Raw genomic sequence first — 20789 nt, forward strand, 5'->3', positions numbered from 1 at the left:
TTGATTCAGGGGCGCGGGATGAGCGGCGATGCCGGCGCCACCGGCGGCGGCCGTTGCGGGTACACCGAGGTGCCGAAGGTGTTGCCCATGCGATGTTCGGTCGCGGCCCGGTTGAACAGGCCGAGCTGATTGGACGGCCGCTGGGTGATCGCTTCCGACGCCAGGCCGGGCGGTGCCCCGTCGGCCGTGCGCGGCGGTGCGGTGGGTCGCAGCTTCTGCGTGAGGCAGGCGTAGGAGGGCGTGCGCTCGCCATTGACCACCACTTCCACGCAGCTGTCGGCATTCGCGTTGGCGTCTTCCACCTTGGCGGCCGGCGCTGCCGGCACCGCCTGTGCTTCCTGCGCCATCGCCGCACCGCAAAGGCCGAAGGCCAGCAGCACCACGGTGCCATGCAACAAACCTGCGCGCATCCTCGCACTCCATCGTTCAGTTGGCCGGCCGGAATGGCGGCGAACCCGTCAGTCTAGGCAGCGCGCAAGTCAGCCACAAGACGGTCGGCGACAAAGGACTCAGCCGAAGGTAAACACATAGGCTTGCGCGCCGGCATCGAGAAACTCGATCTCGAACAACCGGTCCTTGTCGTTCGTCGTCTGGCGAACGAGCTGGTAGAGCCGCTGCGCATCGATGACGCCGTTGCCCTGCGCGTCGGTGTCGGCCCCGCGGTCCGCCAGCGGCGGCTTGCCGTCCACCGACACCCTGAAGCGAACCGGCTTCCCGTCGGCCGACGGACCCAGCACCAGATGCAGGTCGCGCGCATGAAAGCGATAGGCGATGCGGCCTCCGGCACGGGCCAGCACGGCGCGCTCGCTCCCCACCGTCCACTCGCCGGCAAGCGCCCACTGGTTCGTGCGCAGCGAAGTCGGGCCTTGATAGACATGGGTGCGGTCGCTCGCGATGCCGCCGGGCGACGCGAAGTTGTGCGCGCGCTCGTAGCCGATGTAGGTCTCATCGGAGAACGCAGGCGATGCGTCGGTTGCGGCCTGCGTGCCCTGGCCCTGCGGCGAGACCAGCCGGGCCGGCACATCTGTTCGCCCCGCCTCGGCCAGCAGTTGCTGGATGACCTGCTCCGACTTCGCGTACTGGTTTTCTCCGACCTGCTGGTGGCGAATGCGTCCCTGCGCATCGATGAAATAGAAGGCCGGCCATGACTGGTTGCCGAACGCGCGCCAGATCGCGTAGTTGCTGTCGACCGCTACCGGGAAGCCCACACCCAGGTCCTTCGTGGCCCTGCGCACGTTGGCCGGCAGCTTCTCGAACGCGAACTCCGGCGTGTGCACGCCGATGACGACCAGGCCCGCGTCCTTGTACTTCTCGGCCCACGCGCGAACGTAGGGCAGGGTGCGCAGGCAGTTGATGCACGAATAGGTCCAGAAATCGACGAGCACGACCTTGCCGCGCAGGCTTTCGGGCGTGAGCGGCGCCGAGTTGATCCACTCGGTGGCGCCGGCAAGCGACGGGAACGAGCCTTCCACGCCGAGCGACAGCGCGGGCGCCTTTGGTGGCAGTTGTGCCGAGGCCAGCATCAAGCCGGGAGCCAGAGCGCTCGGCGCTGAAGAGACAGGCGGTGGCAGCGGCCGCTTTGGTGCATCGATCTTCTCGACCAGCGCCTGTTCCAGTGCAGACGTCGTGCCCGCCGAGAGCTGGCTGAGCAGCCCCGTGTCCAGCCCCAGCGCGATGGCGCCGACACCGGCCAGCACCGCCACGCCCGCCGCGCGCCGCACCCACTCTCCCATGCGCAGCGAGCCCTTCATCATCGAGAACACGCGCCCGCCGACGAGCAATGCGGCTGCCAGCGACGTGCACGCACCGGCCGCATAAGCCAGCAGCAACAACGAGGTGCCGACGCTCGCGCCATTCAGCGCCGCACCGGTCAGGATCAGCCCGAGGATCGGCCCCGCACAGGGCGCCCACAGCAGGCCGGTGCCGACGCCGAGCATCAGCGGCGCGAAGGCGGATGGCCTTGCCACGGCGCCGTCCGCCTGCTGCTGCTGCGACAACCGGTTGCCCAGCGCGACCAGCGGCCGGCTCAGCCGTTCGGCCACCGAAGGAAACAGCAGCGTGACGCCGAACACCGCCAGCAGCGCGATGGCCGCATGGCGCCCGTACTGGTTCAGCGCCACCACCCAGGCACCACCCACGGCCGCCAGCGTCGCGACGGCGGCAAAGGCCAGTGCCATGCCCAGCAGCAAGGGCAGGCCGTGCGAGCGGAACGGACGGTCCGCGCGGGCGAACACGAAAGGAAGAACAGGCAGGATGCACGGGCTCAGGATGGTGAGTACGCCACCCAGGTAGGCAACGATGAGGATCAGCATGGTGTGGTTCTCGGCAGTGGGGCGTTCAAAAGAGCAGGGCGAGCGAGGTCTTCACGGCCTCGAAGGACGAGCCGCTTTGCATTGAAAGGAAAGACGTGAGTGCGGAGCGACTCAGCCCGGCGGCGCGGCGCGGGCGTTTATCAAGGTCAGCCGGGCTTCCAGCCCGCCCTCGCTGCGGTTGCGCAAGCTCAGCTCCGCGCCCATCGCCATCGCAAGCTGGTGCGCGATGGCCAGGCCCAGGCCCGTGCCGCCGGTGCCGCGGTTGCGCGAGCCTTCCACGCGATAGAAGGGCTTGAGCACGTTCTCCAGTTCGTCCGGCGGGATGCCTGGGCCGTTGTCGACCACCGAAAGAACCAATCGGTCGGCGTCGGCCTGTTGCTGCACCTGCAGCTGCACGTCGCTGCCGAACTTCAGTGCGTTGTCGATCAGGTTCGACAGGATCCTGCGCAGCGCGTTCGGCCGCGTCACGATGGGCTCGCCGGCGCGGCCTTCGAGCCGCACCGCCTGCCCCGAGTCTTCGTAGTCGGCCACCATGCTCTCGACGAGCGCGTCGGCATCGATGCGGCAGGCCGGCTCGGTGGCGCCGTGGAGCGTGCGCGCGTAGGTCACGCCTTCGCGAACCAGCGTGTGCATCGCGTCGAGGTCCTGCCGGAACTTGTGGCGGTCGTGGTCGCTGTCCATCAGCTCGGTGCGCAGGCGCATGCGGGTGATCGGCGTCTGCAGGTCGTGCGAGATGGCCGCAAGAATTTCCACGCGCTCGGCCATGTAGCCTGAAATGCGCCGCTGCATCGCGTTGAAGGCGCGGGCCGCATGCGCCACTTCGGTCGGGCCGTCTTCCTGCAGTTTCTGCGCCTGCAGGTCGGGGCCCAGTTCGTCGGCGGCCGCGGCAAGGTCGGCCAAAGGCCGCGTGACCAGCCGCACGGCGAACCAGGCACACAGGGCCAGCACCACCAGCTGGATCGCCAGCACCCACATCACCCAGCGCGACACCGGCATGCCCACCCGCTTCGCGTGCACCACCACCGAGGAACCGTCGCCGAGCCGCACCTGAATCTGCAGGCCTTCGGGCGGCTGTGCCACCTGGGCGATCTTCACGATCTCGAAGGGGCGCATCGCGTCGGCGATGGCCGTGGCGAACTGCTGCAGCAGCGGCGATTGCGGCGCCGTGCCCTCGGCGCTGCCGCCCAGCACGAAGCGGTAGTTGCGCCGCTCCAGCCGGTCGAGCCAGCTCGGGCGCTCGGCAGCGGGCAGGCGGTCGAGGATGGCGACCGAGCTGGCGATGTCGCGCTCGATGCCGATCATCATCAGTTCGCGCAGCGCCATGTCGCGCTCGTAGCGGATGGCCGCGAAGGTCAGGAGCTGCGCGATCGCCAGGCCGATCACGATGATCAGCGTCACGCGGGCAAAGAGCGAGCGCGGCACCAGCCGGCGCCAGCTCTTGTGCTCGGGCGCCTGCGGACCTGTGCGGGCGGGGAGGGCAGCGGTGTGGGTGGACAAGGGCATGGGCTGGTTTATAGACCCGCTCCCGCCATCGGCGCCGCTTGTTTGTATTGCAGTGTGTTGAACCCCGGATACCGACATAGAACATTACCCGTATGCCCCTTGCGTCCCCCTGCCGACTCCTTGTTGTATGCCCGTGTATCTCGCGGCGCGGGCATACACGGCCATACAAGAAGGCCCCTTCCAGGACACATCGCGAATACATGCCGCGAATCCAATGAAGCCATCGCCAGCCGCACCCCAAGCGGTGCGTTGGCGACGGAATCACTCAACGCATATGAAAGAAGGAACGCGCATGTCCGAACCCATCAACCGCCAACGCCGCTTCTTGCTGGGAGGCGCCGCCGCGAGCCTTGCGGCCGTCGAGCTGGCATTCATGGGCGCAGCCCAGGCTGCGGAAACCCGGCCCGCCAGCTCATCGGGCGTGCCGCCGAAGCTCGAACCGATCCGCCAGATCAAGGCGGGCGAACTCGACGTCGGCTACTACGAGGCCGGCCCCGTCGATGGCATTCCCGTGCTGCTGATGCATGGCTATCCCTACGACATCCACAGCTACGCCGAGGTTGCGCCGCTGCTGGCGGCAAGGGGTTGCCGCGTCATCGTGCCGCACCTGCGCGGCCATGGCAGCACCCGCTTTCTCGACAGCGCCAACCCGCGTTCGGCGCAGCAGGCGGCCGTGGCGCTGGATCAGATCGCGCTGCTCGACGCGCTCGGCATCGACCGCGCGGTGATGGTCGGCTACGACTGGGGTGCGCGCACCGCCTGCATCATTGCGGCGCTCTGGCCGGAACGCTGCCTCGGGTTGCTGTCGGTCAACGGCTACATCATGACCAACCGCCCCGGCAACAAGCTGCCGCTGCCGGCCAAGGTCGAGCTGGGCTGGTGGTACCAGTACTACTTTGCGACCGAGCGCGGCCGGCTGGGGCTGGAGGCGAACCGGCGCGATATCGCGCGCATCCTGTGGAGCACCAACTCGCCGAAGTGGAACTACAGCGACGCCGTCTTCGAGCGCAGTGCCGCGTCTTTCGACAACCCCGACTACGTGAACATCGTGATCCACAACTACCGCTGGCGCCTGGGGCTTGCGGATGGCTTTCCGCAGTACGAAGGCCTGGAGAAGCGCCTCGCCACCTTCCCGTCGATTGCCGTGCCCACCCTCACCATGGACGGCGATTCCGATGGCGTGGTGCCCGCCACCGACGGCAAGGCCTACGCCGCAAAGTTCACCGGGCCGCGCACGCACGTGGTCGTGAACGCGGGCCACAACGTGCCGCAGGAAGCGCCGCAGGTGTTTGCCGATGCGGTCTGGAAGCTGGCCGCCGCGCGCGGCTGACCTCAGCGAACGGCGACGATGAACAGCCTTGGGAAGGGCAGCAGCACGGTGCCGTCGTCGAGCGCGGGATAGGCCTTGGCGATCTCGCCCTTGTATTGCTCGATGAACGCGGCCTTGTCATTCGCATCCAATCGCGCCAGGTAGGGCAGCAACGCCGAGCCCTTGAACCACTCCACCACCGCCGCCGCACCGGCGAGCGGGTGGAAGTAGGTGGTGCGCCACACGTCCACCTGGGCGACATGCGGCCGCAGCAGCGCGTAGTAGTACGCCGCGCTGTGCCGCGCGGGGTGCTTCACGTCGCCGATCTTCGCGGCCCAGCGGCTCGATGCCGCGACTTCGCGGGCCAACTTGTGCGCGGGTTCTTCCAGGTTGTCGGGCGTCTGGATCGCCAGACTGCCGCCCGCCGTGAGCTTGCTCGCCAGGCGCGGGTACAGCGAGGCATGGTCCGGCAGCCATTGCAGCGAGGCGTTGGCCAGGATCACGTCGAAAGTCTGCGGCGGATTCCAGCTTTCGATGTCCGACACCTCGAAGCCGATGCGGGGCAGGCGCTTTCGTGCGGCCATCACCATGTCTTCGGAACTGTCCATGCCGGTGACTGCCGCATCGGGAAAGCGCTGCGCGAGCACGTCGGTGGAATTGCCCGGCCCGCAGCCCAGGTCGACGGCCCGCCGGACATTTTTGGAGGGAATGGCCGCCACGAGATCGCGGACCGGCCGGGTGCGCTCATTCTCGAAGGCGGTGTATTGCTTGGCGGACCAGTCGCCGCTGGTGGCGTCGGGGGGAGAGGCAGTCATCGGGGGCTTTTCTTGAAGTGATGCTGGGAGTTTGCGCAGCGCGGCTCGCTACGTAAAATGAATTTATTTCGGCCATTCATTCAATCCTCTGATGAAAATCGACATCCTGGGCATTCAGGCCTTCGTTGCGATTGCGGAGCAGGGCAGCTTCCAGGCGGCGGCCGATCACCTCAGCGTGACGCAGACCGCGATCACCCAGCGCCTGCGCAAGCTTGAAGAATTCCTGGGCGTGGCGCTGGTCGAGCGCACCACGCGTTCCGTCGGCCTGTCGACCATCGGCCAGAACTTCCTGCCGCAGGCGCGCCGCCAGTTGATCGAGCTGACCGACGCCTTGCTGGAGATCCGCGAAACCGGCAAGGCCGAGCGCGGCGACGTGTCGATTGCCTGCGTGCCGACGGTGGGCGTGCAGTTTCTGCCGAAGATCATGCAGGCATATTCGGCGCGCTATCCGCAGAACCGCATCAAGATCCTCGATCACTCGACGTCGGCCGTGACGCACGCGGTGCTGCATCGCGAGGTGGAGTTCGGCATCGGCATGGCCGGCTCGCATCCACCGGAGCTGTCGAGCGTGCCCCTGCTCGAAGACAAGTACGTGCTGATCTGCCACCAGGGCCATCCGCTGGCGAAGCGCCGCAAGATCGCGTGGCGGCAGCTGAAGGACTTTCCGCTCATCTTCGCGGGCCAGGTCAACGGCAACCGAGACCTGCTGGACGTGGCCCTCGACAAGAGCGCGCTCGGCCTGCGGACCTTCTACGAAGTCCAGCGCAGTTCGACGGCGGTCGGGCTGGTCGCGCAGCAGGTGGCGGCCGCGGTGGTGCCCCGGTTGGCGGTACAGGCGGGCGCCTATCCCGACATCCGCATCGTGGAACTGGTCGAGCCAGTGGTCTCGCGCACGCTGGTGCTGATGGCGCGCAAGACCGCGCACCTTTCGCCGGCGGCGCAGGCGCTCTACGACATGATCAAGGCGCAGGCATCGCGACAGCACAACGGGCCCGCCTGATCGATGATCCAGGCGGCCGAATAACCCCCAGCCATTTCAGGAGTCAACACATGAGCCACGGCACCACAGCCACCATCGTTTCCACCGGAACCGACTACAGCCACCGCATCGCGGTGGGCAAATTCGAACTCGTCGCGGACGAGCCGGCGTCCCTGGGCGGCCAGGGGGCCGGCCCCGCACCTTACGACTACTACCTGGCGGCGCTGTCGGCCTGCACCGCGATCACGCTGCGCATGTATGCGAAGCGCAAGGGCTGGGAGCTGGGCGAGTTCCGTGCGGAGCTGACGCTCACGAAAGACGCGGAAGGCAAGGCGCACATCCGCCGGGTGCTGCACTCCGATGCGCCGTTGAGCGATGCGCAATGGGAGCGCCTGCTCGAGGTGGTGGCCAATACGCCGGTGACGAAGACGATGCGCGAAGGCGCGGAGATCACCAGCGAGCGGGGAAGCGCCGCGGGTTGATAAGGGCCGGTCGATTGCGTCTGGTGTCCGCCGTCACAACGTGCGGCGGTTCCGCGCAACGTAATGTGGCTGTCCAGCCCGCCAGATACACAGGCATACAAACCCGCCGGCCCCGCGTGCCAATCGGCATACATTGCGGCTACCGCGCCACCCGGCGCCCCCTTGCAACGCCATGACGCCCAAGACTTCCGACAACATCCTCATCGTCGACGACGACCGGGAAATCCGCGAGCTGCTCACCACCTACCTGGTCAAGAACGGCCTGCGCGTGGTGGCGGTGCCCACGGGCCGGCACATGCGCGCGGCGCTGGAAACCTCGGGCCCGTTCGACCTGATCATCCTTGACCTGATGCTGCCGGGCGAAGACGGGCTCACGCTGTGCCGCGACCTGCGCACCGGCAAGTTCAAGGCCACGCCGATCCTGATGCTCACGGCCCGAAGCGAGGAGGCCGACCGCATCCTCGGGCTGGAGATGGGCGCCGACGATTACCTGGCCAAGCCGTTCTCGGCGCGTGAACTGCTGGCACGCATGCGCGCGGTGCTGCGCCGCACGCGCATGCTGCCGCCGAACATGCGTTCGACCGAGGCCGCCTCGAAGCTGGCGTTCGGCGAGTGGCAGGTGGACACCACCGCGCGGCATCTGCTCGACGACAGCGGCGTGATGGTGGCGCTGAGCGGCGCCGAGTACCGGCTGCTGCGCGTGTTTCTCGACCATCCGCAGAAGGTGCTGAGCCGCGACCAGTTGCTGAGCCTCACGCAGGGCCGCGAGGCCGAGCTGTTCGAGCGTTCCATCGACCTGCTGGTGAGCCGGCTGCGCCAGCGCCTGCGCGACGATGCGCGGGAGCCGCGCTACATCAAGACGGTGCGCAGCGAGGGGTATGTGCTGGCGTCGTCGGTCGAGGCGCTGGACTGAGGTTCGCATCGGACCTTGGTGCGATGCGGTCGCAGACCTACACTCGCGAAATGATCAAAGCTCTCTTGCTCCCATTGGGTGTTCTCCTCGTCACGGCCTGCACCCAGCCCGAGCCGCCACGGGCTGTCGGCATGGCGAACCCGGCCTCGGTCTATTGCCAGAGCCTCGGGGGCAAGATCGTTCTGAAGTCGGACGACAGGGGGCAGTTCGGTATTTGCCATCTTCCGGATGGCACGCAGATCGACGAGTGGGAACTCTTTCGTCGCGATCATCCGGTGAAGTAGGCGCGACTGCGCTACGACGGCTTGCGCGTGCGTCCGCGCAGGGTGTCGGCTTGCCGTGTCGAGATGCATTGGCAGCTGACGGGGTTGCGAATTTCGTGGGCGATGCCGCCGGACAGGAAGAGCAGGGCTAGCCAGAGTTTTTTCATTTCTGCGCTTTCTTTGTGGTGTTGGTGTTTCTTTGAGGGGGGCCGTTCAGGGCGCGTGCTCAGGACGCCGGGTACTCCCCTCCGCGAATGTCCCCCGGCCTGCGGCCTCCTCCTTTATTTCGCTGCGGGGAGCACCCGACGCCCTGTGCACAGTGGGCGCTGCCGTTGTGCCGACCGATTCACTGCTGCGCTGGTCGATCACGTCGATGGGGTGCCTTGCGCAGCGAAATAAAGGAGGAGGGGCGTAGCCCCGGGGGACATTCGCGGAGCAAGGTACCCCTTTGGCGTGATCGCGCCCCGAACAACAACACACGCTCAAGACCCCGCAGCCGAAGGCTCCGCCAGCAGCGCCTGGATCTTCTTTTCGGTCGCTCCATAGCTCCCTTCACCGAAGTGCGAGTAGACGATCTTTCCCTGCTTGTCGATCAGGTACACGGCAGGCCAATACTGGTTCTTGAACGCCTTCCATGTGCCGTAGCTGTTGTCCTGCGCCACGGCGTGCTTGATCTGCAGCCGCTGGATCGCGTCTTGCACGTTCTTCGTCGATTTCTCGAACGCGAATTCCGGCGTGTGCACGCCCACGACGACGAGGCCCTTGTCTTTGTATTTGTCGTTCCAGTCCTTCACGTAGGGCAGGTGGTTCAGGCAGTTGATGCAGGTGTAGGTCCAGAAATCGACCAGCACCACCTTGCCGCGCAGATCGGCCAGCTTCAGCGGCTGCGAGTTGAGCCATGTGTCGATGTTCCGGAACTCGGGTGCAGGCTGCGCCTGCGCGGTGGGAACGTCGCCACCCAAGGGTGGCGCAGCGAAGGTGAGGGTCAGAGCCGCCGCCGAAGCTGCAACGGCCACGGCGATGAAGATGACGGGCGAGTGAAAACGCATGCGGGTTCCTTCGTGAAAGAGTGACCGGCGAGCCGGTGAACGGAACCGATTCTTCGACGCCTGCGCCCCTGTCGCCTCGAAAGGCGTATGCCTCTGTATCTGCCATGGGGCATCGACACGCAGCGTTTCACGACACCCACGGTTGCAGCCACTGACGCCGGGCAAACGGCGTGCGCAAAGCGGCGCGCGCGATGCGTTCACATCGATCGCAATGAGCTGCCGAATTCATCGTGGTGTCACAAAGACGGGCCTCCTACGTCGAGGCCCTTCTTCTTACGCGCAGAAAAAACCGTCGCGCCAGACCGAGTGCCAATTTCTTGATGAAGTTTTCGTGACAAACGACAGTCGCCGCGCACGCCGCGCGTCTAGATAACGGTACGCGGCAGCGACATGAAGGCTCTCCAACATGAGTCGTTGCCAAGCGAGCTTCATCTTTGAGAACGAGCTGTAAATGCATGACATGAAGAAGAACGCCCCACCGAATTGCTGGAGAGCGGTGTGGCTGGCAGTGATGGCGATGGGTGCCCAGGGGGCAGCCTTCGCCCAGGCGTCCGCACCCACCAACCCGCCCGCAACTCCGGCCGCCGCAACGGCCACCCCACCGGCCGCTGCACCGGCCGCCACGCCCGAGTCGACCCGCAAGGTCGACATCGCTGAGTACATCGTGCGCGGCAACACCGTGCTCGATGCGCGCACCATCGAGAAAGCCGTCACGCCCTTCCTCGGACCCGAGCGCACGCTGAAGGATGTGGAGGGTGCGCGCGATGCGTTGCTCGCGGCCTACCAGGCAGCGGGCTACCAGTCGGTGTATGTCGACCTGCCCGAGCAGCAGGTCACGCAGGGCGTCGTGTTCCTGCAGGTCAACGAGACGCGCGTGGGCCGCGTGCGCGTGGTGGGCGCCGAGTACAACTCGCCGGTCGACGTGCGCGACCAGGTGCCCGCGCTGAAGGAGGGCAGCGTGCCCGACTTCAACAAGGCACAGGCCGAGCTGACGGCGCTCAACCGCAGCCCCAAGCGCCAGGTGATGCCGCTGGTGCGCCAGGGCGCGATGCCCGGCACGATGGACGTGGACCTGAAGGTCGACGACAGCAGCCCGTGGCGCGCCAGCGCCGGCCTGAACAACGACTACAGCGCCGACACGCGCAAGCTGCGCGCCACCGCATCGATCGGCCACGACAACCTCTGGCAGATGGGCCACAGCGCCTCCATCAGCTTCTTCGGCGCGCCGCAGGACCTGAGCCAGACCAAGGTGTTCTCGGCTTCCTATACGGCACCGCTGCCGGGCACCAACTGGAGCCTGGAAGCCAATGCGTACAAGTCCGACAGCAACGTGGCCACCGTGGGCGGCACCAGCGTGCTCGGCAAGGGCCACTCCATCGGCCTGAAGGCCACCTACACCGTGCCGAACACCGGCAACTGGTGGCACGCGTTCAGCGCGGGCGTCGACCTGAAGAACAACCAGGAAGCGCTGCGCCTGAAGGGCACCGGCGACACGGTGCCGCTCAAGTACGCGCCGATCACGCTGTCGTACTCGGGCTTCCGCCAGACCGACAAGAGCCAGTACGGCGTGGGTGTCTCGCTGGTGGTGGGCACCAGCAGCTCCTTCGGCTACAGCAGCGACTGGGCTGCCTTCGACTACAAGCGCTACAAGTCTTCGCCCAGCTTCATGGTGCTGAAGACCGACCTGAACGGCACGCACACCTTCGACGGCGGGCAGCAGCTGGCCTTCCGCTTCAACGGCCAGCTGACCGACTCGCCGCTGGTGTCCAGCGAGCAGATCGCCGGCGGCGGCATGAACTCGGTGCGCGGCTATCTCTCGGCCGAAGCCACCGGCGACTACGGCGTGGTCGGCTCGCTCGAAGTGCGCAGCCAGCCGCTGACCTTGCTCGGCCCGCTGGTCGAGAACTGGCGCGTGTATGCCTTTGCAGATGCGGCGCGGCTGCGCCTGAAGAGCCCGCTGCCCGAGCAGGCCGACCGCTTCTCGCTGTACTCGGTCGGCCTGGGCACCACTTTCAAGATCGGCCAGTACTTCTCGGGCCGTGTCGATGTCGGCTACCCGCTCACGGACGGTCCGCGCACCAAGAAGCACGACCCGCGCGTGAATTTCAGCTTCACCGCGAACTACTGACCGACGCGACGCGGACGCCACCTTTTTTCTTTCATCTTTTTTCTGTCTCTACGAGCTTTCCGGAGAACCCTGTCATGCGACGAATTCTTTTTATCGTGCTCACGCTGATGAGCACGCTCTTGCCGGGCCTGGCCCACGCCTGGTGGCAAGCCGAGTGGTCTTACCGCAAGCCCATCACCATCGACGGCGGCCCGCAGGCGGGTGCCATCGGCAGCGATGCCGGCCGCGTGCCAGTGCTGGTGCGCCTGCACACGGGCAACTTCAAGTTCGAAGGCGTGAGCGAGACCGGCGCCGACCTGCGCTTCATCGCGGCCGATGACAAGACCGTGCTGAACCACCAGATCGAACAGTTCGATCCGCTGCTGGGCATTGCGCTGATCTGGGTCGACGTGCCCAACGTTTCGGCCGGCACGCCGCAGAAGCTGTGGATGTACTACGGCAACCCGAAGGCCCCGGCCTCGGGCAACGGCCAGCGCAGCTTCGACCCCGACTACACGCTCGTCTACCACTTCTCCGAAGGCGCCGTGCCGCCGCGCGACACCACGGCCTACGGCAACAACGGCCAGACCGCGGTCGTGCCGGTCGAAGGCACCGTCATCGGCAAGGGCGCGCAGCTCGGCACCGGTGCACTGATGCTGCCCGCCACGCCATCGCTCGCCGTGCAGGCCGGCGGCGCGCTGACGTTCTCCGCATGGGTCAAGCCCGACCAGCTCGGTGCCCGCCAGGCGATCTATGCCCGCCGCGACGGCGCCGGCGAACTCGTGATCGGCATCGACCAGGGCGTGCCCTTTGTGCAGGTCAACGGCCAGCGCAGCACGCCCGGCCAGCCGATCCAGGCCGGCCAGTGGTCGCACCTCGCCGTGAAGGCCGAAGGCGACAACGTGGCGCTGTATGTGGCCGGCCGTCCCACCGTGTCGCTGGCGGCCAAGCTGCCCGCGCTGAACACCGCTGCCGCCATCGGTGCCGATGCACCGGGCGGCCTGCCTGCCGCGCAGGGCGCACAGGCTGCCGCCGCCTTCGCACCGTTCACCGGTGCCATCGACGAAGTGCGCCTGTCGAAGGTGGCACGCGCCGATGCGCTGCTGCTGGCCGATGCCGTGTCGCAAGGTGCCGAGTCGCGCCTGACGGCCTTTGGTGCCGACGAGCAGCAGGCCGGCAAGAGCCACTTCGGCTTCATCCTGGCCGCAATGCCGCTGGACGCGTGGATCGTGGTCGGCGTGCTGGGCCTGATGATGGCGATCTCGTGGGCGATCATGATCGCCAAGGGCCGCCACTATGGCGCCACCTCGCGCGCCAACACCACCTTCATCGAGCACTTCCGCGAAGCCGCCGGCGCGCCGCTCGACCGCCTGGCCGTGAACAACACCGTGCCGCAGGACGTGCGCGCCGATTCGTCGCTCTGGCGCCTGTACGAAGTGGCCATCGACGAGATGCGCCGCCGCCATGACCGCGGCTACGACCTGAGCGCCGTCTCCAGCTCCACCATCGGTGCCATCCGCGCCGCGATGGACGGCGTGATGGTGCGCGAGATCGAGCGCATGTCCAAGCGCATGAACTGGCTCTCGACCACCATCGAAGGCGCGCCCTACGTGGGCCTGTTCGGTACCGTGATCGGCATCATGCTGGTGTTCGTCGTGGCGGCCATGGCCGGCGCGGTGGACATCAACTCGGTGGCACCGGGCATGGCGGCCGCGCTGCTGTGTACCGCCGCTGGCCTTGGCGTCGCGATTCCCGCGCTGTTCGGCTACAACTGGCTCGCCTCGCGCTCGGACGCCATCACCGCCGACATGGCCGTGTTCGTCGACGAGTTCGTCACGCGCCTGGCCGAAGAGCAGGGCGAAGGCCGCGCGGTTCCGCTGGCGCAGGCCCGGGCGCGGGCCTGAGGGGCGCACGAGCATGGCAACCCCAGCCAAGTTTTCGCCCCGCAGGCGAACGGGCGGCATCAACATCACGCCCTTCGTGGACGTGCTGCTGGTGGTGCTGGTGATCTTCATCCTGACCAGCAATGCCAGCATTCCGGGCATCAAGGTCGACCTGCCGAAGGCCAGCGCCTCGGTGGCGCTGGAGAAGCCCAAGACCAAGGCCATCACGATCGACAACGCGGGCAACGTGTTCCTCGACGCCTACCCGGTGACCCTGCCGGAGCTGGAAGAGCGCCTGCGCACCGAGAAGGCGCTGTCGCCCGACTTCCCCGTGATCGTGCGCGGCGATGCCAGCGTGCAGTACGCGAAGGTGGTCGACGTGCTCGACCTGCTGCGCCGCATCGAGCTGAACCAGATCGGCCTCGTGACCGGCAAGCAGAAGTGAGGAACGCAGAGTGAAACCTCGCGATCCGATTTCTCCGCTTCCTGCCGCGCGACGCGCGGACGGGAAGGGCGGGACGAACGGACTGTGGCGCCGATGGGGCGGGGCGGTCATCGGCCTGGCGATCGTCGCCGCGCTGGTGGCCCTGGTGTGGCATCTGCTGTCGGACACCGCGAGCACGAAGCGCGTGGTGGCCGACGCGCCGATGCTGATGCTGCCGCCTCCGCCGCCACCACCGCCCGAGCCCGAGAAGCTGCCCGAGCCCGAGCCTGAAAAGGTCAAGCCCGAAGTGGTCGAGAAGGAGCCCAAGCCGGTCGAGCCGCTGGAGCCGCCCAAGGACGACGCACCGCCCAGCCCCTCGAAGGACCTGGGCGACCCCGTGACCATGGACAGCGCCGGCCAGGCTGGCAACGACGCCTTCGGCATCCAGGCCGGCAGCGGCGGCGGCATGAGCGGCACCGGTGCCGGCGGCGGCCTGGGCAGCGGCTCGTATGCGCGCTATGTGTCGAGCATGCTGCAGCAGGCGCTGGCGCGCGATCCGCGCACCCGCCAGCTGGTGTTCGACGACATCCAGATCGACCTGTGGCTCGGCGCCGACGGCAAGACCGCGCGGGCGCAGCTGGTGCGCAGCACCGGCACGCCGGAATCCGACGAAGCGGTGCTCGCCATGGTGCGCGCCCTCGACCGCATCGACGAGAAGCCGCCGGCCTCGCTGCGCTTTCCGATGCGCGTGTCCATGAAGGGGCGCCGGCCGTGATTCGAGCGACTCCGGCAACCACCACCCGCGCGGCGTGCGCCGCGCCCCGCCTGTCCCATTCAATCCTGTGAACGAAGCGATGAACCATCTCAAAAACATCCAGAGCCGGGGCGCCATGCCGACCCTGCGCAAATGCGCGCTCGCGGCGGCCGTGGCCTCCGTGTTCGTCTTCGCGGCCACCGGCGCTACCGCGCAGACCGCTGCGGCACCCGCCGAATCCACCATGGTCAAGCTGATTCGCGGCCTGATCCAGAGCGGCACGCTCGCCAAGGACGTGGGCGAAGCCCTGCTGGCCCAGGCCCAGACCGAAGCTCTGGCCGCGCAGCAGGCGCAACGCATGTCGGCCGCCACCACCGCCGCATCGGCCAGCGTGGCCGGCGGCGTGCGCCTCGAAGCCGGCGACGTGCGCGTGCCCTACATCTCGCAGACCGTGCGCGACCAGATCCGCGACGAGGTCAAGGCGCAGGTCATGGCGCAGGCCAAGGACGAAGGCTGGGCCGCACCGAACGAAACGCCCGAGTGGAGCAAGCGCATCCGCATCGAAGGCGACGTGCGCGTGCGCAACGAGTCGCGCAACTACGCCGGCAACAACAGCAACATCGAGATCAACTGGGCGGAGCTGAACAAGGGCACCGGCTACGACGTCAACCCGAACACCAACCTGGCGCTGCCGTCCATCCTCAACACGCGGCAAGACCGCAAGAACCTGTTCCGTGCCCGCGCGCGGCTGGGCGTGTACGCCGACCTCACCGAGAACACCAAGGCCGGCATCCGCGTGGCCTCGGGCAGCGACGAAAGCCCCGTCTCGACCACGCAGACGCTGGGCGGCGGCCTGAGCAAGAAGAGCGTGTGGCTCGACCAGATGTGGATCTCGCACAAGCCGGTCGACTGGCTCACCGTGACGGCGGGCCGCTTCGGCAACCCCTTCATGTCGACCGACCTGCTGTACTCCAACGACCTGAACTTCGACGGCATTGCCGCGCAGTTCGAGAAGAAGCTCGCGTCGAACAAGGACCTCACCCTGTTCGGCACGCTCGGCCTGATCCCGCTCGAATACTCGTCGGACAATTCGCCCAGCCGCAGCCAGACCAAGATGAAGAGCGAGAACAAGTGGCTCTTCGGTGCGCAGGCCGGCGCCGAGTGGAAGATCGACGCGGACAACCGCCTGCGCGGCGCGCTCGCGTACTACAACTTCAACAACATCAGCGGCAAGGTCTCGCAGCCCTGCGCGCTGTATGCCGGCGCCGACGGCTGCAGCACCGACTGGTCGCGCCCGGCCTTCATGCAGAAGGGCAACACGCTCATGCTGCTGCGCGACATCTCGCTCGACCCGCTCAACCCGGCCGGCACGCCGCAGCCGCAATACGTGGGCCTGGCCTCGAAGTTCCGTCTGATCGACCTGAACCTGCGCTGGGACACGGCCGTTGCCGGCAACAACCTGCGCCTGGACGCCAACTTCGTGCGCAACACCGCGTACAACGCCAACGACATCTGGAACCGCGCGGGCATTCGCGGCGCCATCGTCAACAACTTCGGCGCGACCGGCGGCACCTCGCGGGCCGACTTCAAGAGCGGCGGCAACGCCTACATGCTGCAGGCCACCTATGGCAAGCCGGCACCGGCGGCGCGCGGCGACTGGAACGTGCTCGCGGGCTACAAGCGCATCGAACCCGACGCGATGCCCGACGGCTACAACGACCCGACCTTCCACGGCGGCGGCACCAATGCGCGCGGCTACTTCCTGGGCGGCTCGTACGCGATCGACAAGAACATGTGGTTCACCGGCCGCTGGATCTCGACCAAGGCCGTCTACGGCGCGCCGCTGTCGATCGACACCCTGCAGCTCGAATTCAATGCGCGTTTCTAAGGAGCTTGCCGTGTCCAGAAAAATCTTCCCGGCGCTGGTGCTGGCAACGCTTGCCGCCACGGCCGGCGTGACCCATGCACAACAACAGCCGCAGGGCCAGAGCATGGAGGAGCGGCTTCGCGCGCAACTGCGCGTGACGACCACGCAGCTCCAGCAGGTGCAGAACGAGCTGGCCGCGCTCAAGGCCGGGCAGCCTGCGGGCGCGCCGGCCGGTGCTGCGGGTGCGGCGCCTGCCAAGTCCGATGTCGAGGCGCTGAAGAAGGAGCTTGCGCAAAGCCAGGCGCAACTGGCGGCCGAACGCCAGGCGCGCTCGCAGGCCAGCGCGGGCAGCCAGCAACTGCGCCAGCAGGCGCAGGCCACGAGCGAAAAGGCCACCGCGCAGATCGCGCAATACCGCGGCGCGTACGACGACCTTCTGAAGATGGCGCGGGCCTCCGAGTCCGAGCGGCAGCGGCTGGCCGCCGAGGCCGCGACGCATCGCACCGCCATCACGCAGTGCGAAGCCAAGAACGCGCAGCTCTATGCCGTGGGGCAGGAGATCCTGCGCGCTTACGAGACAGTGGACCTGGGCAGCGTGCTGGCATCGCGCCAGCCCTTCGCCGCGCAGAGCCGCGTCAAGTTCGAGCAGATCGCGCAGCAGTACGGCGACAAGCTGTACGAAGGCAAGTTCGATGTGCGTGCGGTGAATGCGCCTGCGCCCGCTGCACCTGCTGCTGCGACACCAGCCGCAGCGCCCGCGGCCGCACCCACGCCCGCTTCGGGAGAAAAGCAATGACGCGAAGAATCAGGTCTTCTTCTGGCGCGCTGGCACAACGGCTGCGCGCTGCCGCCGGCGTGCTGCTGGTGTCGTCGGTCGGCATGGCCAGCGCGCAGGCACCCGCGCCCGGCAACACCGTGGTGGCCCGCCTGGGCGAAGTCACCGTGGGGCAGGACGAAGTCGAGAAGCTGCTGCAGGCCTTGCCCGAAGCCGAGCGCGCCGCCGTCAAGGCCGACCGCGCCACGCTCGACGGCTGGCTGCGCCAGCGCCTCTTGAGCGAAGCCGTGCTGCGCGATGCGCGCGCCAAGGGCTGGGCCGATCGACCCGATGTCAAAGCGAAGATCGACGCCGCCACGCGCGAGATCAGCGCGCGCATCGTGAGCACGAGCTATCTCGAATCGGTGAGCCAGGTGCCGGCGGGCTTTCCGTCGGACGCGGAAATCAAGACCGCCTACGAGCAGGGCAAGACCGGCTTCAACCTCCCGGCCGCCTACCGTGTGGCGCAGATCTTCCTGGCCACGCCCGACCGCGATGCGGCCGCCGTTGCCAAGGTGCGCGAAGAGGCAGGCAAGCTCGCACGCCAGGCCCGTGCCGGCGACTTCGCGGCCGTGGCGCGCGCCAGTTCGCAAGACAGGCGCAGCGCCGAGCGCGGCGGCGAGGTCGACACGCTGCCGTTGGCGCGCGTGCTGCCCGAACTGCGCGACACCGTTGCCAAGCTCAAGCCCGGTCAGGTCAGCGAGCCGGTGCAAGCCGAGGCGGGTTTTCACGTCGTGAAGCTGCTCGACGTTCAGCCCGCGCGCACCGCCACGCTCGACGAGGTGAAGCCGCAACTGCAGGCCGCCTTGCGCCAGCAGCGCCAGCAACAGCTCGTGCAGGCCTACCTCGCGCAGGTTGCACCGGCGACCAACCTGAGCATCGATGCTGCCGCGCTCGACGCCGCCATCAAGAAAACCAACTAACCAACCAATCAGCCGATTCATCCAACAGGGTCACAACACATGAACAACACGACGACGAACACCACCGAAGCCACCGACATCGCGGCGGCTCCTTCCCTCGACCTGCTGGACGCTGTCACGCCCGAGCAGGTGTCGGACGCCATCAAGGCCGCCGGCGCCGCCGTTACCACCATCGAGCAGGACGGCGTGGTGCGCCTGCACAGCGCGAGCCACGGCATCGGCTTCCAGGTGCTGTGGGGCAACCCCGTCACCACCACCCAGTACACCGACTTCACCCTGAGCTGCCCGCTGCACGTGCAGGGCGGCACGCTGCCCGAGGCCGTGCTCGCCTCGTGGCACCGAACCAAGCGCTTTGCGCGCGTGGCCCAGCATGGTGACTTCGTCGTGCTCGAGATGGACGTGGTGGTCGCCGGCGGCGTGAGCCACGCCTACCTGGCATTCGCCGTGCGCCTGTGGATGCAGATGATGGGCGAGTTCTTCCTGCACCTGCGCAACTACGGCCCCGCGTCGGAGACCCGTGGCGACGCCGCCAACGCAGAGGCCGGCAACGTTGCCGGTGTGTCCGCCGCTGCGTGACCCGGTCGATGCCAGCCAGCGCCGCATCCAGTCCATCGGTGGACCTCCATCACGATTCGCCGACCGGCCGGGCTATCCAGGCCGTCGCGCGCCAGGCCCAGCGCGCGCGCCGCGCCGAGACCGTGCGGCTGCGGCAACGCGCCGCACTGCTCGAACTGCTGGTGCAGACCATGGCGGAGCTGCACATCTCGATGGCTGAACTCAATGCGGCGCGGCGGGCGCATGCGCCTGCTTGGAGGCATCCGGAGGAGGGGGGGGGGGATAAGCGGTTGGGGGCTGGTGGTCAGCAGGCAGAATCCTTCTGTTCCATCTCGGTATTGGCCGCTGCGGCGCAGGTCCGCGTGCCTTGTCGAGACATCGTCAGAAGCACTCCTGAAACCACTTGATCTTCAATGCTGGATAACCGCGCAGATGCCTATCAGTTGCTGAGAAGGCTCGGTGGATCTGCTCGCCTGTTGCTTCATGTCCAACTGGTTGGTGAGGCAGCCGATCTGTTGATGCGAGGCTATGCAGACCTTGGCCTCGATTTCGACGCGCAATGGATCGAGTTGGGCGTGGCGGTGCACGACGCCGGAAAGATCGCGCACCCCGAGGAGCTCACGGGGCCAGGATCTCTTCATGAGCCTGCGGGCAAGGCCCTGTTGCTGCAGAACGATGTCCAGCAAAAAATTGCGGAGTGCTGCGTTTCCCACGCCGCGTGGAGAACGAAGGGCCTTTCTCTCGAAGAACTCTCCGTCGCGCTTGCGGACAAGCTCTGGAAGGGAAAGCGAGAGGAAGACCTCGAACTCCTGGTGATCGATCAGGCCGCCCTGCGCCTGGGCATTGATCGCTGGGGCGTATTCGAAGCGCTCGATTCCGTGTTTGAAGAGATCGCAGCCGGTGGTTCAGACCGGTTGGGTCGAAGCAAGCTTGCCTGAAAGCGGCCGTTGCACATGAAGAAGAAATTGAGCATTCCTCTGCTGGTGCTTTGCTTTTCAATGGCGAGTTGCACCTCGGCATTGGATCTGGATCAGAAGGCCGATCGCACGCAGAGCCCTTCTGCGAATGCCAGATGGTTGACGCTGATCGTGAATGCAGAAGCTGGTGTCGAGCCCCTGCCTGTCACGCTGGCGTACGAGTCGGAGAAATGCCAAGAGGCAAGAAGCTATGGCGTGGGCGGGCAGTCGCAGAGCGGCACTGCCTTGATGCGAGCCTTGAACTTTGAGAAAGTCAATCTTGTGAGAGAGCCTGCGGGCGATGCCTACACCGCGCGCTTTGCCATCGATGCCGGAGGAAGTTGCCAGTGGAAGCTGGTGTCCCTGGAGACGTCGTTCAAGTACAAGAGCCGCAACCCCCTGGTCAAGGGCAAGGAAGTGATCTCGAATAGAAATAAATTCGAGTTCAGGAGCGAGAAAAACTCCATTCGTACTCCGAACGTGAGGATGATGTATGCGTATTTCCCTGTGATCTCTATAAAGGAAGATCCGTCGAAGAATGAAGTTCGACTGCGGGCGAAGTCGTTGTTTTATCCGCCGAGTTTTGATCCCTCGGCGTCCGGGACGATGACCCTTGAGCTGAAGGTGTTCGACGATATGGCCATGACTGTTCGCGCAGCTCCCCAGGACAGCCATCGCTATCTGGTGACCTACCCCGATGGCGCGACAGGTACAAGTTCATCTGGGGATGTGGTCGGTGTCGAGGATGAAAGGATGCAGTGTTTGCTTTCTTCCGGAGGCGCGCGTTGTGCCCAGTACAGTCCTCGAAAGAATTAATCTGCATGCTCATAGGTGGCTGCTAAGGAGTTCAGCCAAGAATGGTCTCCTGCCGGTGCGGCAGA

22 protein-coding genes are annotated in these 20789 nt (G+C 66.7%); 16 read left to right on the top strand and 6 right to left on the bottom strand.

Translation table 11 applies throughout. The features are described 5' to 3' along the window. Positions 1-5: 5 nt before the first annotated feature. The 3 genes from BLQ28_RS04660 to BLQ28_RS04670 all read right to left on the bottom strand — a co-directional run bounded on the left by BLQ28_RS04660 (position 6) and on the right by BLQ28_RS04670 (position 3815). On the bottom strand, positions 6-410 hold the full coding sequence (locus BLQ28_RS04660; protein WP_093237359.1) for a hypothetical protein: 405 nt from the start codon (positions 408-410) through the stop codon (positions 6-8). A 99-nt stretch (positions 411-509) separates the two neighbouring features. Further along, positions 510-2312 carry a cytochrome c biogenesis protein DipZ gene (locus BLQ28_RS04665; RefSeq protein WP_093237360.1) on the bottom strand — a complete coding sequence of 601 codons (1803 nt, stop codon included), beginning with the start codon at positions 2310-2312 and terminating at the stop codon, positions 510-512. A gap of 111 nt (positions 2313-2423) precedes the next feature. Next, complete coding sequence (locus tag BLQ28_RS04670; RefSeq protein ID WP_093237361.1) at positions 2424-3815, bottom strand: ATP-binding protein; 1392 nt, start codon at positions 3813-3815, stop codon at positions 2424-2426. A 292-nt stretch (positions 3816-4107) separates the two neighbouring features. Between BLQ28_RS04670 and BLQ28_RS04675 the strand changes: the two genes are divergently transcribed. After that, positions 4108-5145: an alpha/beta fold hydrolase gene (locus BLQ28_RS04675; RefSeq protein WP_093237362.1), complete on the top strand. Its 1038-nt coding sequence runs from the start codon at positions 4108-4110 to the stop codon at positions 5143-5145. Positions 5146-5147: 2 nt separating this feature from the next. Here the strand turns inward: BLQ28_RS04675 and tam are convergent, their stop codons facing one another. After that, positions 5148-5939, bottom strand: a complete 792-nt coding sequence (gene tam / locus BLQ28_RS04680; protein ID WP_093237363.1) for a trans-aconitate 2-methyltransferase — start codon at positions 5937-5939, stop codon at positions 5148-5150. 91 nt (positions 5940-6030) lie between these two features. Here tam and BLQ28_RS04685 point away from each other — a divergent pair, with 91 nt between their 5' ends. The 4 genes from BLQ28_RS04685 (at position 6031) to BLQ28_RS04700 (ending at position 8597) form a co-directional block, all read left to right on the top strand. Next, the gene (locus BLQ28_RS04685) at positions 6031-6939 is read left to right on the top strand and encodes a LysR family transcriptional regulator (protein WP_093237364.1); all 909 of its coding nucleotides are present in this window, start codon (positions 6031-6033) and stop codon (positions 6937-6939) included. Positions 6940-6989: 50 nt separating this feature from the next. Continuing rightward, positions 6990-7400, top strand: coding sequence for an OsmC family protein (locus tag BLQ28_RS04690; protein ID WP_093237365.1), 411 nt, complete (start codon positions 6990-6992; stop codon positions 7398-7400). 172 nt (positions 7401-7572) lie between these two features. Next, on the top strand, positions 7573-8313 hold the full coding sequence (locus BLQ28_RS04695) for a response regulator (RefSeq protein ID WP_093237366.1): 741 nt from the start codon (positions 7573-7575) through the stop codon (positions 8311-8313). Positions 8314-8363: 50 nt separating this feature from the next. Beyond that, a complete protein-coding gene (locus tag BLQ28_RS04700) occupies positions 8364-8597 on the top strand; it encodes a putative hemolysin (RefSeq protein WP_093237719.1) in 234 nt (77 codons plus the stop codon). 11 nt (positions 8598-8608) lie between these two features. Here BLQ28_RS04700 and BLQ28_RS33200 read toward each other — a convergent pair whose 3' ends face one another. After that, entirely contained in the window at positions 8609-8743 is a 135-nt protein-coding gene (locus BLQ28_RS33200; protein WP_256327164.1) for a hypothetical protein, read from the bottom strand. A 315-nt stretch (positions 8744-9058) separates the two neighbouring features. Then, positions 9059-9625 (bottom strand): thioredoxin family protein, encoded by a 567-nt coding sequence (locus BLQ28_RS04705; protein ID WP_093237367.1) that lies wholly within the window; start codon positions 9623-9625, stop codon positions 9059-9061. A 460-nt stretch (positions 9626-10085) separates the two neighbouring features. On the opposite strand from BLQ28_RS04705, the gene BLQ28_RS04710 reads away from it, so the two are divergent. The 11 genes from BLQ28_RS04710 to BLQ28_RS04760 all read left to right on the top strand — a co-directional run bounded on the left by BLQ28_RS04710 (position 10086) and on the right by BLQ28_RS04760 (position 20724). Then, positions 10086-11753: a ShlB/FhaC/HecB family hemolysin secretion/activation protein gene (locus BLQ28_RS04710; RefSeq protein ID WP_256327165.1), complete on the top strand. Its 1668-nt coding sequence runs from the start codon at positions 10086-10088 to the stop codon at positions 11751-11753. A gap of 74 nt (positions 11754-11827) precedes the next feature. Continuing rightward, positions 11828-13636, top strand: coding sequence for a DUF2341 domain-containing protein (locus tag BLQ28_RS04715; protein WP_093237369.1), 1809 nt, complete (start codon positions 11828-11830; stop codon positions 13634-13636). A 13-nt stretch (positions 13637-13649) separates the two neighbouring features. After that, positions 13650-14060, top strand: a complete 411-nt coding sequence (locus BLQ28_RS04720) for an ExbD/TolR family protein (protein ID WP_093237370.1) — start codon at positions 13650-13652, stop codon at positions 14058-14060. A 10-nt stretch (positions 14061-14070) separates the two neighbouring features. Beyond that, positions 14071-14814 (top strand): energy transducer TonB, encoded by a 744-nt coding sequence (locus BLQ28_RS04725; RefSeq protein WP_256327166.1) that lies wholly within the window; start codon positions 14071-14073, stop codon positions 14812-14814. A gap of 79 nt (positions 14815-14893) precedes the next feature. Beyond that, entirely contained in the window at positions 14894-16681 is a 1788-nt protein-coding gene (locus BLQ28_RS04730) for a putative porin (protein WP_093237371.1), read from the top strand. A 10-nt stretch (positions 16682-16691) separates the two neighbouring features. Continuing rightward, positions 16692-17456, top strand: coding sequence for a hypothetical protein (locus BLQ28_RS04735; protein ID WP_176801009.1), 765 nt, complete (start codon positions 16692-16694; stop codon positions 17454-17456). Further along, positions 17453-18397: a peptidylprolyl isomerase gene (locus tag BLQ28_RS04740; RefSeq protein WP_093237372.1), complete on the top strand. Its 945-nt coding sequence runs from the start codon at positions 17453-17455 to the stop codon at positions 18395-18397. The genes BLQ28_RS04735 and BLQ28_RS04740 overlap by 4 nt, the downstream gene beginning before the upstream one ends. A 39-nt stretch (positions 18398-18436) precedes the next feature. Further along, positions 18437-18973 carry a YbjN domain-containing protein gene (locus BLQ28_RS04745; RefSeq protein ID WP_093237373.1) on the top strand — a complete coding sequence of 179 codons (537 nt, stop codon included), beginning with the start codon at positions 18437-18439 and terminating at the stop codon, positions 18971-18973. A gap of 38 nt (positions 18974-19011) precedes the next feature. Then, on the top strand, positions 19012-19359 hold the full coding sequence (locus tag BLQ28_RS04750) for a hypothetical protein (RefSeq protein WP_093237374.1): 348 nt from the start codon (positions 19012-19014) through the stop codon (positions 19357-19359). Positions 19360-19365: 6 nt separating this feature from the next. Then, positions 19366-19890, top strand: coding sequence for an HD domain-containing protein (locus BLQ28_RS04755; RefSeq protein ID WP_093237375.1), 525 nt, complete (start codon positions 19366-19368; stop codon positions 19888-19890). Between the two features lie 15 nt (positions 19891-19905). Next, entirely contained in the window at positions 19906-20724 is an 819-nt protein-coding gene (locus BLQ28_RS04760) for a hypothetical protein (RefSeq protein WP_093237376.1), read from the top strand. Positions 20725-20789: the final 65 nt, after the last annotated feature.

It is taken from the genome of Variovorax sp. EL159, assembly GCF_900100965.1.
Taxonomy (GTDB): Bacteria; Pseudomonadota; Gammaproteobacteria; order Burkholderiales; family Burkholderiaceae_C; genus Variovorax.

Coding starts and splice junctions, on each gene's coding strand:
- BLQ28_RS04660 (WP_093237359.1), bottom strand. CDS start 410: ATGCGCGCAGGTTTGTTGCATGGCACCGTGGTGCTGCTGGCCTTCGGC.
- BLQ28_RS04665 (WP_093237360.1), bottom strand. CDS start 2,312: ATGCTGATCCTCATCGTTGCCTACCTGGGTGGCGTACTCACCATCCTG.
- BLQ28_RS04670 (WP_093237361.1), bottom strand. CDS start 3,815: ATGCCCTTGTCCACCCACACCGCTGCCCTCCCCGCCCGCACAGGTCCG.
- BLQ28_RS04675 (WP_093237362.1), top strand. CDS start 4,108: ATGTCCGAACCCATCAACCGCCAACGCCGCTTCTTGCTGGGAGGCGCC.
- tam (WP_093237363.1), bottom strand. CDS start 5,939: ATGACTGCCTCTCCCCCCGACGCCACCAGCGGCGACTGGTCCGCCAAG.
- BLQ28_RS04685 (WP_093237364.1), top strand. CDS start 6,031: ATGAAAATCGACATCCTGGGCATTCAGGCCTTCGTTGCGATTGCGGAG.
- BLQ28_RS04690 (WP_093237365.1), top strand. CDS start 6,990: ATGAGCCACGGCACCACAGCCACCATCGTTTCCACCGGAACCGACTAC.
- BLQ28_RS04695 (WP_093237366.1), top strand. CDS start 7,573: ATGACGCCCAAGACTTCCGACAACATCCTCATCGTCGACGACGACCGG.
- BLQ28_RS04700 (WP_093237719.1), top strand. CDS start 8,364: ATGATCAAAGCTCTCTTGCTCCCATTGGGTGTTCTCCTCGTCACGGCC.
- BLQ28_RS33200 (WP_256327164.1), bottom strand. CDS start 8,743: ATGAAAAAACTCTGGCTAGCCCTGCTCTTCCTGTCCGGCGGCATCGCC.
- BLQ28_RS04705 (WP_093237367.1), bottom strand. CDS start 9,625: ATGCGTTTTCACTCGCCCGTCATCTTCATCGCCGTGGCCGTTGCAGCT.
- BLQ28_RS04710 (WP_256327165.1), top strand. CDS start 10,086: ATGAAGAAGAACGCCCCACCGAATTGCTGGAGAGCGGTGTGGCTGGCA.
- BLQ28_RS04715 (WP_093237369.1), top strand. CDS start 11,828: ATGCGACGAATTCTTTTTATCGTGCTCACGCTGATGAGCACGCTCTTG.
- BLQ28_RS04720 (WP_093237370.1), top strand. CDS start 13,650: ATGGCAACCCCAGCCAAGTTTTCGCCCCGCAGGCGAACGGGCGGCATC.
- BLQ28_RS04730 (WP_093237371.1), top strand. CDS start 14,894: ATGAACCATCTCAAAAACATCCAGAGCCGGGGCGCCATGCCGACCCTG.
- BLQ28_RS04740 (WP_093237372.1), top strand. CDS start 17,453: ATGACGCGAAGAATCAGGTCTTCTTCTGGCGCGCTGGCACAACGGCTG.
- BLQ28_RS04745 (WP_093237373.1), top strand. CDS start 18,437: ATGAACAACACGACGACGAACACCACCGAAGCCACCGACATCGCGGCG.
- BLQ28_RS04755 (WP_093237375.1), top strand. CDS start 19,366: ATGCTGGATAACCGCGCAGATGCCTATCAGTTGCTGAGAAGGCTCGGT.
- BLQ28_RS04760 (WP_093237376.1), top strand. CDS start 19,906: ATGAAGAAGAAATTGAGCATTCCTCTGCTGGTGCTTTGCTTTTCAATG.